This window comes from Streptomyces sp. NPDC002779 (genome assembly GCF_042888685.1).
In the GTDB taxonomy this organism is placed as follows: Bacteria; Actinomycetota; Actinomycetes; order Streptomycetales; family Streptomycetaceae; genus Streptomyces.
In genome coordinates, this window is sequence record NZ_JBIAQC010000008.1 from 295,601 (window position 1) to 310,038 (window position 14,438).

General features: G+C 71.9%; 11 protein-coding genes and 2 pseudogenes. 5 read left to right on the forward strand and 8 right to left on the reverse strand.

The genetic code is table 11. From position 1 onward, the window contains the following. Positions 1 to 36 precede the first annotated feature (36 nt). On the reverse strand, positions 37 to 1,170 hold the full coding sequence (locus ACFYW5_RS24060) for a WD40/YVTN/BNR-like repeat-containing protein (RefSeq protein ID WP_389419121.1): 1,134 nt from the start codon (positions 1,168 to 1,170) through the stop codon (positions 37 to 39). A gap of 275 nt (positions 1,171 to 1,445) precedes the next feature. Between ACFYW5_RS24060 and ACFYW5_RS24065 the strand changes: the two genes are divergently transcribed. Then, positions 1,446 to 1,862 (forward strand): SsgA family sporulation/cell division regulator, encoded by a 417-nt coding sequence (locus tag ACFYW5_RS24065; protein ID WP_389419122.1) that lies wholly within the window; start codon positions 1,446 to 1,448, stop codon positions 1,860 to 1,862. Here the strand turns inward: ACFYW5_RS24065 and ACFYW5_RS24070 are convergent. The 3 genes and pseudogenes from ACFYW5_RS24070 to ACFYW5_RS24080 form a co-directional block, all read right to left on the reverse strand. Then, a pseudogene (locus ACFYW5_RS24070) lies at positions 1,859 to 2,308 on the reverse strand (isocitrate lyase/phosphoenolpyruvate mutase family protein); the annotation flags it as partial. The gene ACFYW5_RS24065 and the pseudogene ACFYW5_RS24070 sit on opposite strands and share 4 nt — an antisense overlap. Before the next feature lie 174 nt (positions 2,309 to 2,482). Continuing rightward, positions 2,483 to 2,803 (reverse strand): annotated as a pseudogene (locus ACFYW5_RS24075) (isocitrate lyase/phosphoenolpyruvate mutase family protein); the annotation flags it as partial. Between the two features lie 146 nt (positions 2,804 to 2,949). After that, positions 2,950 to 3,603, reverse strand: a complete 654-nt coding sequence (locus ACFYW5_RS24080) for a GNAT family N-acetyltransferase (RefSeq protein ID WP_389419123.1) — start codon at positions 3,601 to 3,603, stop codon at positions 2,950 to 2,952. A gap of 339 nt (positions 3,604 to 3,942) precedes the next feature. Between ACFYW5_RS24080 and ACFYW5_RS24085 the strand changes: the two genes are divergently transcribed. The 4 genes from ACFYW5_RS24085 (at position 3,943) to ACFYW5_RS24100 (ending at position 9,897) form a co-directional block, all read left to right on the forward strand. Continuing rightward, on the forward strand, positions 3,943 to 5,565 hold the full coding sequence (locus tag ACFYW5_RS24085) for an ABC-F family ATP-binding cassette domain-containing protein (protein ID WP_389419124.1): 1,623 nt from the start codon (positions 3,943 to 3,945) through the stop codon (positions 5,563 to 5,565). Positions 5,566 to 5,575: 10 nt separating this feature from the next. After that, positions 5,576 to 7,834, forward strand: a complete 2,259-nt coding sequence (locus ACFYW5_RS24090) for an ATP-binding cassette domain-containing protein (protein WP_389419125.1) — start codon at positions 5,576 to 5,578, stop codon at positions 7,832 to 7,834. Positions 7,835 to 7,926: 92 nt separating this feature from the next. Then, the gene (gene ddaH / locus ACFYW5_RS24095) at positions 7,927 to 8,703 is read left to right on the forward strand and encodes a dimethylargininase (RefSeq protein WP_389419126.1); all 777 of its coding nucleotides are present in this window, start codon (positions 7,927 to 7,929) and stop codon (positions 8,701 to 8,703) included. 216 nt (positions 8,704 to 8,919) lie between these two features. Beyond that, positions 8,920 to 9,897: an acyl-ACP desaturase gene (locus ACFYW5_RS24100; protein WP_389419127.1), complete on the forward strand. Its 978-nt coding sequence runs from the start codon at positions 8,920 to 8,922 to the stop codon at positions 9,895 to 9,897. Positions 9,898 to 10,572: 675 nt separating this feature from the next. On the opposite strand, the gene ACFYW5_RS24105 is transcribed toward ACFYW5_RS24100, so the two are convergent. The 4 genes from ACFYW5_RS24105 to ACFYW5_RS24120 form a co-directional block, all read right to left on the reverse strand. Further along, the gene (locus tag ACFYW5_RS24105) at positions 10,573 to 10,818 is read right to left on the reverse strand and encodes a WhiB family transcriptional regulator (RefSeq protein WP_250073254.1); all 246 of its coding nucleotides are present in this window, start codon (positions 10,816 to 10,818) and stop codon (positions 10,573 to 10,575) included. Between the two features lie 152 nt (positions 10,819 to 10,970). Then, positions 10,971 to 11,765, reverse strand: coding sequence for a VOC family protein (locus tag ACFYW5_RS24110; RefSeq protein WP_389419128.1), 795 nt, complete (start codon positions 11,763 to 11,765; stop codon positions 10,971 to 10,973). 469 nt (positions 11,766 to 12,234) lie between these two features. Further along, the gene (locus tag ACFYW5_RS24115) at positions 12,235 to 13,245 is read right to left on the reverse strand and encodes a LacI family DNA-binding transcriptional regulator (RefSeq protein ID WP_389419129.1); all 1,011 of its coding nucleotides are present in this window, start codon (positions 13,243 to 13,245) and stop codon (positions 12,235 to 12,237) included. 66 nt (positions 13,246 to 13,311) lie between these two features. Beyond that, positions 13,312 to 14,310 (reverse strand): multicopper oxidase domain-containing protein, encoded by a 999-nt coding sequence (locus ACFYW5_RS24120; protein WP_389419130.1) that lies wholly within the window; start codon positions 14,308 to 14,310, stop codon positions 13,312 to 13,314. Positions 14,311 to 14,438: the final 128 nt, after the last annotated feature.

Consider the following 14,438-nt stretch of genomic DNA (forward strand, 5'->3'; position numbering starts at 1 on the left):
CTTCCGCGGTCGGCGGCCGAGTACCCACATTCGAGATCACCTCTCCAGACGGGCCGCGCGTCCCTTCTCGCCGGCCGCCCAGCAGCCGAGGTCGGGCGTGCAGTCGACGGTGTCGTACGAGCCGGTGTCGACGGTCCGCCAGGTGCGGCCGCCGTCCGTGGTCAGGTCGGTGCCGGTGGGGCCGATCGCGAGGGCGGCGGTGCGGCTGTGCGGGAGCCAGGCGACGCCCGAGCGGTAGGCGCTGACCGGGGCCGCGGCGGGCCGCCAGCCGGCGCCGCCGTCCCGGGTGCGGGCCGCCGCGCTCGGGGAGCTCTGGTCGGGGCGGTAGTCGCCGCCGACGGCGAGCCCGTGGGCCCGGTCGCGGAAGGCGAGGGCGAAGACGCCCCGGGCGGGGTCCCCGGCCGGGATCGGGGTGTCGGCGGCGGTCCAGGTCCGTCCGCGGTCGGCGGAGTGCAGCACACGCGCGCGTGCGGCGCCGCCGGTGGCCAGCCAGACGTCCTTGGACCCGGCCGTCACCAGGCACTGGCCACTGGCCGCGAACCCGGCCTCGCCCGGCAGCGCGCCGGGCATCCCGTCCTGGGGCAGGACCGTCCAGGACCGGCCGCCGTCGGCCGTGGACAGGATGCGGAACTTGCCCTCCACCGGGTCGCTCATCGCGAGGCCGTGGCGGCGGTCGAAGAAGGCCATGCAGTCGTAGAAGGCGCGCGGGTCGGCGTTGCGGAACGCCTCGGTCCAGGTCGCCCCGCCGTCGTCGGTGCGGTACACCCGGGACGCCTCGCCCTCCCCGATGGCGAGCACCACGGCCCGGCGCGCGTCGAACGCCTCGACGTCCCGGAACTGAAGCTCCCCGGCCCCCGGCGGCGACACGTTCCGCCAGCTCGCCCCGCCGTCCGTGGTGCGCAGCACCGTACCGGCACTCCCGGCCAGCCAGGCGGTGTCCCGATCGACGGCCGCGAGCCCGCGGAACCGTACGGTGGGGCTGCCGGTGTCCTTGAGCGCCCAGCGGAGGGACGACTGCCCGTGCGAGGAAGCCTCCTCGTGCGTCTGCGCAGGCGCGTGGGCCTGCGCCGGGACGGCTGTCAGCGCGGCCAGCGCCGCCGCGCACACCACCCCCACGGCCGTCGTGCGAAACGTGCGTCCCCGGTGCCGCGTGTTCCCCAAGGCCCTCATGGCGGGGGAAGCTAGTCCACCCCTACGGCGCCGTCCAGACCGCCTCGGCAGCCTCATGCCGGCAGACCGCCTCGGTAGCCACATGCAGTCCAGGCCACCTCAGTAGCCACATAAGGCCTCCACAACACCAACAGACGAACCCCGCCACTCCAGTGCATGAAAGGCGGTGACCGAGGTCACTCGACCCCGGTGTGCACGGATTCCTCGATTCCGTCGTCTCTTACAGTGCCCGGCCATCCCGGAGCCCCGTCCAGCCGTCGCAAGGGAGCAAGGCGTTGTCCTACGTCATCGAGCAGCTCGTAGAGGCCCGTCTCGTCGCCGCCGCCCCGCGGGTGTCGAGCATCCCCGCCACGCTGCACTACGACCGGCGCGACCCGTTCGCCGTCCGCATGACCTTCCCGGCCCCGGCCACGCTGGAGGGCGTCGAGGTCTGCTGGACCTTCAGCCGGGAGCTCCTCACCGACGGGATGCGCGAGAACGTGGGCCACGGCGACGTCCGCGTCCGGCCCTACGGCTACGACCGCACGGTCCTGGAGTTCCACGCCCCCGAGGGCACGGCCGTCGTGCACGTGCGCAGCGGTGAGATCCGCCGGTTCCTGGAGGCCACCGGCGAGCTGGTCCCGGTCGGCCTGGAACACCTCCAGCTCGACCTGGACCACGACCTGGCCGAACTGATGCGGGACGCCTGCTAGCGGGCGCTGCCCAGCAGGGAGCCCAGCTCACCGTGGTCGGCTCCGCCCGCGAGTGTCCCGCAGGTCCCCGCGCCGGGCAGCTCCCGCGCGGCGCGCGGAACGAGGGCGTGGACGGCCTGGGCTATTCCCGAGCCGACGCTGACGCGCGCCACGCCGAGCGAGGCCGGCTCGGGCACGGTCGGCGCGCCGGGGCCCGCCGGCACGTTCAGGGGCTCGTCGATCCCGTCGACGAGCAGCTTCACGGTTCCCGGGTCGACGGCCCCGGGGACGAAGATCCGGTCGGCGCCCGCGGCGAGGAAGGCGGCGGCCCGCTCCAGGGTGGCGTCCACTCCCCCGGCGCCCCGCAGGAACGTGTCGATGGGTGGATTGACGAACAGCGGCACCTCCTCGGCATCGGCGGCGATCCGCTCCGCCTGCTCGGGAACGGGACGCAGCGGCCCCGCGCCGGGCTCGTACCGGGCCGGTTGCGCCACTGCACGCCCTGCGTGGTGATGGTGCGGGTGCGGCCGTCGTCCTGGGGTCGCTGCCCGCGAGGGCACTCGCCTGCGCGGCCGTCTGCCGGGCCAGCAGATCTCCACCGGGCTCTATGCGTTCACCGGGCGCAGCGGCCCCGCGCCGGGCTCGTACCGGGCGTCCTCGATGTTCACGCCCACCGCGCCGAGCGTGAGCAGCGCCCGGACCGTCCCGGCGACGCCCGCCGGATCCTCGGCCTATCCGCTGTCGATGTCCGCGCTCACGGGCACCGCCACGGCGGCGGCGATGCGCGCGAGGGCCGCGAGGGCTCGGCCGCGGTCCACCCGGCCGCCGTCCGCGGCACCGAGGTCCCGGGCGAGCCCGGCGCTCGTGGTGGCCAGGGCGGGGGCGCCGGTGTCCGCGACGACGCGCGCACCGGCGGTGTCCCAGGCGTTCGGCAGCACCAGCGGGGTGCCCGGGACGTGCAGGGAGCGGAAGGCGGGAGCGCGCTCGCGGAGGGAGGAGTCCTTCGTCGTGCGCCGACCCGACCAGTTCGACCGGGCACGGTCCGGCAGGAATCCGGCAGGAATCCGGCAGGGACGTACCGCCCGGGACGCGGAGCTTCCCGGCGTGCTCAGGCGCTCGGCGTGTGCGCCGCGACGTCACGGACCAGGCTGGTCAGCGGGCCGCGGGTGTGCCAGCCCAGGGACGCGTACAGCGCGCGCCCTTCGGTCGTCGCGGCCAGCACGGCGTCCGAGGCGCCCGCGGCGACGGCGGTGTTCGCCAGAGTCCGCATGACCAGACTGCCGAGTCCCCTGCGGCGGTGGGCCGCGGAGGTCTCGACCTGGTCGACCACGGCCCTCCGCCCTGGGCCGGGCACGACGACCTGGCCACGGGCCGCGAACGCGCCGTCCTCGGTCAGGACGAGCACGCGGGTGACACCGCCCCTGGTCCAGGTACGCGTCCGGTATCCGGCGGGCACCCCGGCGGCGGCGGACCGCAGCGGGGCGGTCATCAGGAAGCCGTCGTCCTCGAAGCGCCAGCCGGGCGCCACCCAGGGGGCGACGGTCCGCCGCGGCAGGAAAACCTTCAGCCATATGCCAGGCGCCGTGGCCGCCTCCGTCAGTTTGCGGACCAGCGCCTCGTCGGCATCGGGCAGGACGTGCCGGGTGACGTGGCCGGTCAGCCCCACGTCGACGGTGAAGCCCCAGGGCTCGGCGACCGGCGGCGCGGCTCCGCGGGAGACGACCCAGCCCTCCACCCACGAACGTACGAGTTCGGCGTCCACACGGATCCCCCCGTAATAGGCAAAGACGGTGAGTGCATATTACGCGATGGCTGTCTGCCCCTTGTGCCGGCTCGCATTAATTCCGTTGACAGCCCTTCCGCCCCTTCCTACGGTGTACAGCGGTCCTGTTGCCGTCGATTGGAGAAGGACGTTGCTCGTCTGAGGTCCTGAGACACCCGCCGTCACGCCCCCTGTGGTGTGGCTGCCGTGTGCGACCTCGGCGTTCGAGCCGTCCTCCGGAACAGGGCCTTTGCGCTGCCCTCCCGAGGCCTCTCCGCGGGTCGCAGGTGTCTCGATACGCGTTTGCCCTTGTCGCGTCGAGCAACCGCGGAGGCCCGCATGTCACCTTCCATCACCTGTACGTCCCTCGCCTTCACCTGGCCCGACGGCACCCCCGTCTTCGAGGGCCTCGACACCGCCTTCGGCCCCGGCCGCACCGGGCTCGTCGGAGTGAACGGCTCGGGGAAATCCACCCTGCTGAAGCTCATCGCCGGTGAGCTCACCCCCGCCGACGGCACCGTCCGTGTCGCGGGCGAGGTCGGCTACCTGCCGCAGAACATCACGCTCGACACCGGCCTCAAGGTCGACGAGGCCCTCGGCATCGCCGACCGGCGCGCCGCGCTCCACGCCATCGAGGCGGGCGACGTGTCCGAGGCGCACTTCGAGACCGTCGGCGACGACTGGGACGTGGAGGAGCGAGCCCTCGTCACGCTCGGCGAACTCGGCCTCGGCCACATCCAGTTGGACCGCACGGTCGGCGAGGTGTCCGGCGGCGAGTCGGTGCTGCTGCGGCTCGCCGCGCTGCTGCTGCGCCGCCCGGACGTCCTGCTCCTGGACGAGCCGACCAACAACCTCGACCTGTACGCGCGCCGGAGGCTGTACGCCGCGGTCTCCGCCTGGCCGGGGGTCCTGGTCGCGGTCAGCCACGACCGCGAACTCCTCGACCTCGTCGACCAGATCGCCGATCTGCGCGCCGGGGAGATCACCTGGTACGGCGGCAACTACTCGGCGTACGAGGAGGCACTCGCGGTGGAACAGGAGGCGGCCGAGCGGATGGTGCGGGTCGCCGAGGCCGATCTGAAGAAGCAGAAGCGCGAACTGACCGACGCCCAGGTCAAGTTGGCACGCCGCAAGCGGTACGGCCAGAAGATGTGGGACCAGAAGCGCGAGCCGAAGATCGTCATGGGGGCGCGCAAGCGGGCGGCGCAGGAGTCCGCGGGCAAGCACCGGATCATGCACGAGGAGAAGCTCGCCGAGGCCAAGGAGCGGCTCGACGAGGCGGTGGAGGCCGTACGGGACGACGACGTGATCCGCGTCGACCTGCCGTACACGGCCGTACCGCCGGGCCGTGAAGTGCTCACGCTGCTGGATCTGGAACTGGCCCACGGGGCGCGTGTGGCGGGCGGGTTCGATCTGCGCGGGCCGGAGCGGATCGCGCTGATCGGGCGCAACGGCTCGGGCAAGACCACGCTGCTGCGCACCATCGCCGGGGAGTTGGAGCCGGTGTCGGGCGAGGCCCGCACGCATGTGCCGATGCGGTTCCTGCCGCAGCGGCTCGATGTCCTGGACGGCGAGCGGACCGTCGCCGAGAACGTGGCCCGGTTCGCGCCGGCCGCCACCAACAACCGGATCCGGGCGCGGCTGGCCCGCTTCCTGTTCCGGGGCGCCCGCGCCGACCAGAAGGCGGCCACGCTCTCCGGCGGCGAACGCTTCCGGGCGGCACTGGCGGCGCTGATGCTGGCCGAGCCCGCCCCGCAGTTGCTGATGCTGGACGAGCCGACGAACAACCTGGACATGGCGAGCGTACGGCAGCTCACCACGGCCCTGGAGTCGTACGAGGGAGCGCTGATCGTGGCCAGCCACGACCTGCCGTTCCTGCAGTCCCTCGGCATCACCCGCTGGCTGCTGCTCGACGGAGAACTGAAGGAAATCACGCCAGAGGCTGTCGGGTATCCCGCCTAGCGTCGAAGCCATGAGCGAGTTCATCACCATCACCGGAGCCAGGGAGAACAACCTCAAGGACGTCACGCTCCGCATCCCGAAGGGCCGGCTGACCGTGTTCACCGGCGTTTCGGGATCGGGCAAGTCCTCGGTCGTCTTCGACACCATCGCGGTGGAGTCGCAGCGCCAGCTGAACGAGACGTTCACCTGGTTCGTGCGCAACCGGCTGCCCAAGTACGAACGGCCGCACGCGGAGACGCTGCAGGACCTCTCCCCCGCGATCGTCGTCGACCAGCGCCCGATCGGCGGCCACTCGCGCTCCACGGTCGGCACGATGACGGACGTCTACTCGGTCATCCGGGTGCTGTTCTCCCGGCACGGCACCCCGAGTGCCGGTCCCGCGACCGCGTACTCCTTCAACGACCCCTCGGGCATGTGCCCCCAGTGCGACGGTCTCGGGCGGGCCGTGGGGCCGGACTGGAGCCGCATCCTGGACGAGGATCGCTCCCTCGCCGACGGCGCGGTCCGCTTCCCTCCGTTCGCCGCGGGCACCTGGCAGGGGCAGGCGTACACGAACTCCGCCGAGCTGGACCCGCACAAGCCGGTGCGGCGGTTCACCGCCGCGGAGCGGGAGTTCCTGCTGCGCGGCAGGCCCGGCAGCAAGGTCACCGTCAGCGGCTCGGGCGGCACCTGGACCACCGACTACGAAGGGCTCGCCGACCGTTTCGAACGGCTGTACCTGAAGCGGGACCTGTCGTCGATGAGCCAGAAGACCCGTGACCTGGTCGGGGAGTTCATGGTGGACGGCGTCTGCCCGGCCTGCCGCGGCGCCCGGCTCAACGCGGCGGCGCTCGCCACCGAGATCGACGGCCGGACCATCGCCGACTGCACCCGGATGCAGGTCAGCGACCTCATCCCCGTACTGAAGGAGATCGACGACCCGGTCGCGCGGCCGATCGCCGGGGCCGCGGTGGCCGCGCTGGAGCGCATCGACGCGATCGGGCTCGGCTATCTCAGCCTGGACCGGGAAACGGCCACGCTCTCCGGCGGCGAGGGGCAGCGGCTGAAGACGGTGCGGCACCTCGGTTCCAGCCTGACCGGGATGACGTACATCTTCGACGAGCCGAGCGTCGGGCTGCACCCGCGGGACGTGGGGCGGCTCGGGGAACTGCTGCTGCGGCTGCGCGACAAGGGCAACACCGTGCTCGTGGTGGAGCACGACCGGGACGTCATCGCCCTCGCGGACCATGTGGTCGACATGGGTCCGCGGGCCGGCGCCGACGGCGGGCGGGTGGTGTTCGAGGGCACCCCGGACGGTCTGGCCGCCTCCGGGACGCTGACCGGGCGGTGTCTGGGCCGGCGTACCGCCGTGAAGGAGACCGTGCGGGAGGCGACCGGCGGGCTGTGGGTGAAGGGCGCGGACCGGCACAACCTGCGGGACGTGACGGTGGAGTTCCCGACCGGGGTGCTGACCGTGGTGACGGGGGTGGCCGGGTCGGGCAAGAGCTCCCTGGTCGCGGAGTTGACCCGGGCGCACCCGGAGGCGGTGGTCGTGGACCAGTCGTCGATCGGGATCTCGGCGCGGTCCACCCCGGCGACCTATGTCGGGATCATGGACACGGTCCGGAAGATCTTCGCCCGGGAGACCGGTGCCGAGGCGGGCCTGTTCAGCTTCAACTCCTCCGGCGCCTGCGCCACCTGCGAGGGCCGCGGGATCATCTCCACCGACCTCGCCTTCATGGACCCGGTGACGACGACCTGTCACGACTGCGAGGGGCGGCGCTTCAAGGACGAGGTGCTGCGGCTGACTGTCGACGGCCGCTCCGTCGCGGACGTCCTGGAGATGACGGCGGGGCAGGCGCTCGACTTCTTCGCCGACACCGGCGTACGGCGCCGGCTGAGCGCCCTGCGCGACGTCGGGCTCACCTACCTCACCCTCGGCCAGCCGCTGTCCACGCTCTCCGGCGGGGAGCGCCAGCGCATCAAGCTGGCGACCCGGCTGCGTCTGACCGGGGCCCTGTACGTCCTCGACGAGCCGACGACCGGGCTGCACCTGTCCGACGTGGACGCGCTGCTCGCCCTGCTGGACCGGCTGGTCGACGTGGGCAACACGGTCGTGGTGGTCGAGCACCACCTGGACGTGGTGGCGCACGCCGACTGGGTCGTCGACCTCGGCCCGGACGGCGGGCGCGACGGCGGCGAGGTGATCTTCACCGGTACCCCGCGCGGGCTCCTCGACGTCCCCGGATCCTTCACCGCGGAGCATCTCAGGAGGGCCACAGCCTGGTGAGACGGGTTTTGTCCGGGTGGACCGGCCCTGCATGATGGCGGACCGGCGCCGGATCACGGGCGCCGGAACCTGTCGCCGATTCGGAGAATCTCGTGCCCAGCAAGAAGGCCCTCGTCCGCCGCCCCGGCCCGCGCCTCGCCGAAGGGCTGGTGACGCACATCGAGCGGGAGAAGGTCGACGTCGGCCGCGCCGTGGAGCAGTGGGAGGCGTACACGGAGGCGCTGCGCGCCCACGGCTGGGAGACCGTCGAGGTGGATCCGGCCGACGACTGCCCCGATGCGGTGTTCGTCGAGGACACGGTCGTCATGTACCGGAACGTCGCGCTGATCACCCGCCCCGGCGCCGAGGCGCGGCGCGCGGAGACCGTCGGCGTCGAGGAGGCCGTCGCCTCCCTCGGCTGCTCGGTGAACTGGATCTGGGAGCCCGGCACCCTGGACGGCGGCGATGTGCTGAAGGTCGGCGACACGATCTACGTCGGCCGCGGCGGGCGCACCAACGCGGCCGGGGTCCAGCAGGTGCGGGCCGCCTTCGAGCCGCTCGGGGCGCGGGTCGTCGCCGTACCGGTGAGCAAGGTGCTGCACCTGAAGTCCGCGGTCACCGCGCTGCCCGACGGGACGGTGATCGGGCACATCCCGAAGGTCGACCGGCCGGCGCTCTTCCCGCGCTTCCTGTCGGTGCCCGAGGAGGCCGGGGGCCATGTGGTGCTGCTCGGCGGCAACCGGTTGCTGATCTCCGCGAGCGCGCCGAAGACGGCGGAACTGCTCGCCGACCTCGGTCATGAGCCGGTCGTGGTGGACATCGGCGAGTTCGAGAAGCTCGAAGGCTGTGTGACATGTCTCTCGGTACGGATGCGGGACCTGTACGCCTGACCAGGTGACACTTCATGCTCTCAGCCCCGGGACCTGCCGGTCCCGGGGCTCTTCGGCATGGCCTCCGCATCCTTGGGAACCCGGCTGATCAGCGGTCCTTACAGCATTTTTAACCTACGGCTTCGTAACCTACGGTCTCGTAGCCTACGATTCCGTAGGTTCAACCGACCGCCAGCCGGTCCGCTTCCGCTCGTGTGACGTCCCCCTGGAGTTCCCGTGACGATTACTTCCCCGAACCTCGGCAGCCCGTCCTCGGCCTGGACCGACGCCAGGCTGCTCTACGCGCTCGAGGAAGTGGTCGAGACAGAACTGAACCGCCATCTCTCGGTCGCCAAGGACTGGATGCCGCACGAGTACGTGCCCTGGTCCGACGGCCGCAACTTCCCCGGCTTCTTCGAGGACGGCGAGGCCTGGGACAAGGAGCAGTCCAAGGTCACCGAGATCGGCCGGATCGCGCTGGTCGTGAACCTGCTGACCGAGGACAACCTGCCCAGCTACCACCACGAGATCGCCTCGCTCTTCGGCCGCGACGGCGCCTGGGGCACCTGGGTGCACCGCTGGACCGCCGAGGAGGGCCGGCACGGCATCGTGATGCGCGACTACCTGCTCGCCTCGCGCGCGGTGGACCCGGACAAGCTGGAAGCCTTCCGCATGGCCCACATGAGCGAGGGCTTCGAGTCGGACAACCGGCACTCGATGCTGCACTCGGTGGCCTACGTCGCCTTCCAGGAGCTCGCGACGCGCATCTCGCACCGCAACACCGGCCACCAGTCCGGCGACCCGGTCTGCGACCGCATGCTCGCGCGCATCGCGACCGACGAGAACCTGCACATGGTCTTCTACCGGAACCTGCTGAAGGCCGCCTTCGAGCTCGCCCCCGACCTGACCATGCAGGCGGTCCGGGACGTCGTCGTGAACTTCCGGATGCCCGGTCACGGCATGCCCGGCTTCGAGCGGTTCGCCGCGCAGATGGCGATCGGCGAGGTCTACAACATGCGGATCCACCACGACGACGTGCTCCAGCCCGTGCTGCGCCACCTGAAGGTCCTGGAGATCGACGGCCTCGGCCCGGAGGGCCTCAAGGCGCAGGAGGAACTCGGCCTGTTCATGAACGGCCTGGACGCCGAGGCCTCGAAGTTCGACGAGAAGCTGGCCGCGCGCAAGGCGCGCATGGCGGCACGCGCCGCGGGCTGACGCCCTCCCGGTATCTCCCTGGGGCGGATCGCGGGCCTGCGGCACCATGCAGGCCATGCGTGAGAACAGCAGGTCGCAGCAGGCGCCGGATTCCTGCTCGGCCTGGTCGACGAGGACACCCCGTCCGGGTCCGCACGCGGACCGGTCTGCCCGGCCCCGAGGCGCCCGACGCGACCGTACGGCGCCTGCAGCGCGCGTGGACGTGGTCCCGGCTGCTGCCGGTCTCCGTCGCGCTGTGGATCCTGGAGAACGACGACCCGACCCTGAGCGCCGTGATGTGGCGGCACCCGGAGACGGACGCGGGGCTCCGCCGCGCCGTCGTCCGCGGCATCCCGTTCGGTCCCGGCCGCACCGAACCGGTCCGGGTGGACCCCCGGCTCATCGGCCAGGAGCCGGAGGTGCCCACGCGTTACGTCGCCACGGCCTCGTCGGCTGCCTGCGCGCGTCACCTCGATGAGCGAGGGCCGCGCCGCCGCCTCGATGGTCCTCACCCGCGGCGACCAGGACACGGTCGCCGCGGCGGACGACGAGGCTCCGCTGCCCGGTTACGCCCGGTGGGCGCTGTCCGTACGCCCCGACGGCCCGCGCTACGCCCGGGTGCGCCCCCGGATCCCAACCGCACCACGAACGGCCGGTCGCCCCGTTTCCCGACGGCGCACGGGGCGTGACCTCACGTCAGTGGGCCGTGCGCCGCAGCGCCAGGCGTTCCTTCTCCGACAGGCCGCCCCAGACGCCGAAACGCTCGTCGTTGTCCAGGGCGTACTCCAGGCAGGCTGAGCGGATGGGGCACAGGCCGCAGATCCGCTTCGCCTCCCGTACGGAGCTGCCCGGCTCCGGGAAGAAGAAGTCCGCCCCGGTCTGCGCGCACAACGCCTCCTGCTGCCAGGTGAGATCGGGCGTGGTGACTGTGTCGATGAACATGGCCCGAAGCGTGCCCGGCGGCGAAAAACGTTCGATCAACGCCGGATCAACGCCTCGGGGGCGCGGCCCCGGGCGACCGCACGATGATGCCCCCGCCGCGCCCCGGAAAGCACGGCGGCGCGCGGCGTGTCCGACGCGATCCGGGCGCCCGGTCAGCCCTCCTGCGGGGCGGCGCTCTTGATCACCGCGAAGCGGGCGCCGTAGGGGTCCTCCAGCTTGGCCATCCGGCCGACACCCTCCACGTCGACGGCGGGCATCCGGACCGTGCCGCCCTGCTCCTGCGCCTTGCTGACGACGACATCGGTGTCCCCGACCTCGAAGTACGGCAGCCAGTACGGCTCCTCCTCGGTGCCGGTGGGGTCGTCGGCCAGGGTGACCAGGCCGCCGAACATGGCGTCCTCGCCTGCGCCGGCGGGGTTGATACAGGTGTAGACGCCGCCGGGGAAAGCCATCGCCGAGGTCTCCCAGCCGAACACGGTGTCGAAGAAGGCGGCCTCCCGGGCCAGGTCCTGGGTGTACAGCTCCACCCAGCACAGCGAGCCGGGGTCACCCGCGACGTCGAGGCCCTGGAGGGCGGCGGGCTGCCAGATGCCGAACGTCACCCCCGCGTGGTCGGCGAGGATGGCCATGCGGCCCTTGCCCATGACGTCGTCGGGCGGCATGACCACCCGGCCGCCCGCCCGCTCCACCGCCTTCGCCGTGGCGTCCGCGTCCGGGCTGTGGAAGTAGACGGTCCAGGCGGGCGGGCCCTGCTCGGGCGGGTTCTGCATGCCACCGGCGGCGGTCCTCCCGTCGAGCTGGAAGAAGCCGTAGCCGCCGGACCGGGGGCCCGCCGACCGGAACTCCCAGCCGAACAGGGCGTGGTAGAAGGCGGTGGCGCCGTCGATGTCGGTGGTCCCGACGTCGACCCAGTTGGGAGCGCCGTGGACAAAACGGGTGGTGAGCATGATGCCCTCCTCCGAGGGGTCCCGATGCGTGCTCAGCCGAGTCTTTCACCGCCCACTGACAATCGCCGTCGGAGCGCGTCTTATCCGTGGAAGCGCGTCCGACCGTTCGGATGCTCTTACCGGAGCGTGCGGCGCGGGAGCGGGTCTTGGGCACGGGGGAGCCGACGCCGGAGCCGTTCGGGGACGTCCCTGTCCCGGGACCGGGCCGCGCCGCAACGCGTCGAACGTATGTTCGCAGCCCCGTGGGCCGAGGCGCTGAGTACCTGCTCCCCGCTCCGCCACGAGGAGCCCTGACCCACGGGGCCATCCGGGGGATTCTCGACCGGCTCGGCACGCAGGACCAGCCCGCCTCGGACACGGGTAGTGGTCGTCCCCGACAGGCACCGCCGACCAGTCGGCTTCCGCCTGGAGCAGACCGGCCGACGCCCCTGCCGCCCGGGTCGTCCCGACGGAGAACACCCTCCCCGTTCTAGGCCGAGCCCCGCCGCACCAGCGTCGTCGGCAGGACCACGCTCGCCTGCTCCTCGGCCGGCCCGCGCAGCAGCAGCCGAGCCATCAACCGCCCCATCTCCTCGATGTCCTGACGGACCGTCGTAAGCGGCGGATCCGTCTGCTCGGCCACCGGCAGCATGTCGTCGAACCCGATGACGGCCACGTCCTGCGGCACCCGCCGCCCCCGCTCCCGCAGCACCCGCAGGGCGCCTGCCGCGGTCAGGTCGTTCGCGGCGAAAACGGCGTCCACGTCCGGGCAGCGGTCGAGGAGTTCGCGCATCGCCCGTTCACCGCCGCCCGGCGTGAAGTCGCCCTCGGCGATCCACCGCGGATCCGCGCCCTCCATGACATCCCGGTACCCGTCCAGCCGGTCCACCGCCGAGGTCTGGTCCAGCGCCCCGGTGATGTGCGCCACCCGGCTCCGGCCGAGCCGCACGAGATGCCGTACGGCCTCCCGCGCCCCGCCCCGGTTGTCGCTGTCGACGTACACCACGTCGCCGCGGACCCCGCGCCAGCCGGGCCGTCCCCCGAACACCGTGGGAATCCGGGCCTGTTGGATCAGTCCGGGCAGCGGGTCGTCGAGGTGCAGGGAGAAGACCAGCGCGCCGTCGACATGCCCGCCGGACAGATAGCGGGCGACCCGGGCATGGTCGTCGCGGCCCTCGGTGAGCAGCAGGACGAGCTGGTTGTCGTGTGCGGCCAACTCCTTGCTGATGCCCCGCAGTTGCAGGGCGAAGAAGGGGTCGGCGAAGACCCGGCTCTCCGGTTCCGCGACGACGACGGCCACCGCGTCGTGGCGCCGGGTGACCAGACTGCGGGCCGCCTGATTGGGCACGTATCCGAGCTCCTCCACCGCTCGCCGCACCCGCGCGGCGAGGGGTTCCCTGACCCCGTCCCCGCCGTTGACCACCCGGGACGCGGTGGCCCGTGAGACCCCGGCGCGTGCGGCCACGGCCTCCAGCGTGGGACGCGGGGCGGTACCGGTCACTTCGGGCTCCTCATCGGCCCAGGATAGCCCCGGCCTCCCACGCCGTGAGAGCGCTCCAGTCCTGACTCAGTGCTCGTGCTCTTCCTCTTGCTCTTGCTCTTGCTCTTGCTCTTGCCGGTGCTCGTGTTCGTGCGGCTCGTACCCCGGGATCGTCCCGTCCGTCTTCTTCACCAGGAACAGCCCCACCATCCCCATGTCGGAGTGGCTCTGCACATGGCAGTGGTACATCCAGGCCCCCGCGCCGACCCCCTCGCCCGCGATCACCTGGAAGCCGAAGGAGTCCGCCGGGCCCACGATCTTGTTGTCGATGACCTGGCTGGGATCGTCGGGCCCGGTGAGCATGCCCGTGCGGTTGTCCGCCCAGCGGTGACCGTGCAGGTGGAAGGTGTGGTAGAACTCGCCGTGCGTGATCACCACGAACTCGACCCGATCCCCCACGGTGGCCTCGAAGTTGGGCCCGGAGTGCGCCGGCTTGTTGTTGATCAGCATGTCGTTGAAGACGATCGTGTATGTCATGTCCGGCAGCACATCGCCCGCGCGCCGCACGATCACCGGCCCGTACAGGCCCTTCCTGATGCCGACCGTTCCGTGTTCCGTCCCGACCACGTGGTCGTGGTAGTGCCAGTAACCCGCGCTGCCCGCCCGCCAGGTGCCGTCCTTGCGGCGGCCGGGGGCGTGGGTGCGCCAGGTGTAGGTGCGGGTGCCGCCGGGCTCGACGTCGCTCTTGCTCAGCTTGGTGCCGTCGCTGGAGATCTCGTAGTCCAGGCCGTGCACATGGAGGCTGGCCGCCACGTCCATGGTGTTCTCGAACTCGATGTGCAGGGTGTCGCCCTCGGTGACCTCGATCAGCGGTCCCGGGATGGTCGCCTTGCCCTTCTCGAAGCCGTAGCCCATCTGCCCGTCGGCGAGCTTCTCGGCGTACAGCTTGAGGTGTCTGACCTCGCCCGTGGCGGTCGCCGTGCCCGCCGTTCGGTCGGCGCCGGTGGCCTTCGGCGCCATAGACAACGATGTCGTGAGGGCGGCGCCGCCCAGCAGTACCCGACGGTTGAAGCCGCGTCTGTCCATGCCGAACTCCCCTGTTCCGGTACGGAGTTCGAGACAGTAGCGGGACCGGAGCGGTTTATCCACACGCAGGACAAAGTTCGTTCCATTCTGGTCATAGGTATTGGCGAGTGAAGCGAAGAGGTCTAGCT

Excerpts from the sequence above, each read along its gene's own strand:
- ACFYW5_RS24105 (WP_250073254.1), bottom strand. The coding sequence starts at position 10,818 with ATGTTCATCGACACAGTCACCACGCCCGATCTCACCTGGCAGCAGGAG.
- ACFYW5_RS24120 (WP_389419130.1), bottom strand. The coding sequence starts at position 14,310 with ATGGACAGACGCGGCTTCAACCGTCGGGTACTGCTGGGCGGCGCCGCC.
- ACFYW5_RS24085 (WP_389419124.1), top strand. The coding sequence starts at position 3,943 with ATGTCACCTTCCATCACCTGTACGTCCCTCGCCTTCACCTGGCCCGAC.
- ACFYW5_RS24090 (WP_389419125.1), top strand. The coding sequence starts at position 5,576 with ATGAGCGAGTTCATCACCATCACCGGAGCCAGGGAGAACAACCTCAAG.
- ACFYW5_RS24060 (WP_389419121.1), bottom strand. The coding sequence starts at position 1,170 with ATGAGGGCCTTGGGGAACACGCGGCACCGGGGACGCACGTTTCGCACG.
- ACFYW5_RS24110 (WP_389419128.1), bottom strand. The coding sequence starts at position 11,765 with ATGCTCACCACCCGTTTTGTCCACGGCGCTCCCAACTGGGTCGACGTC.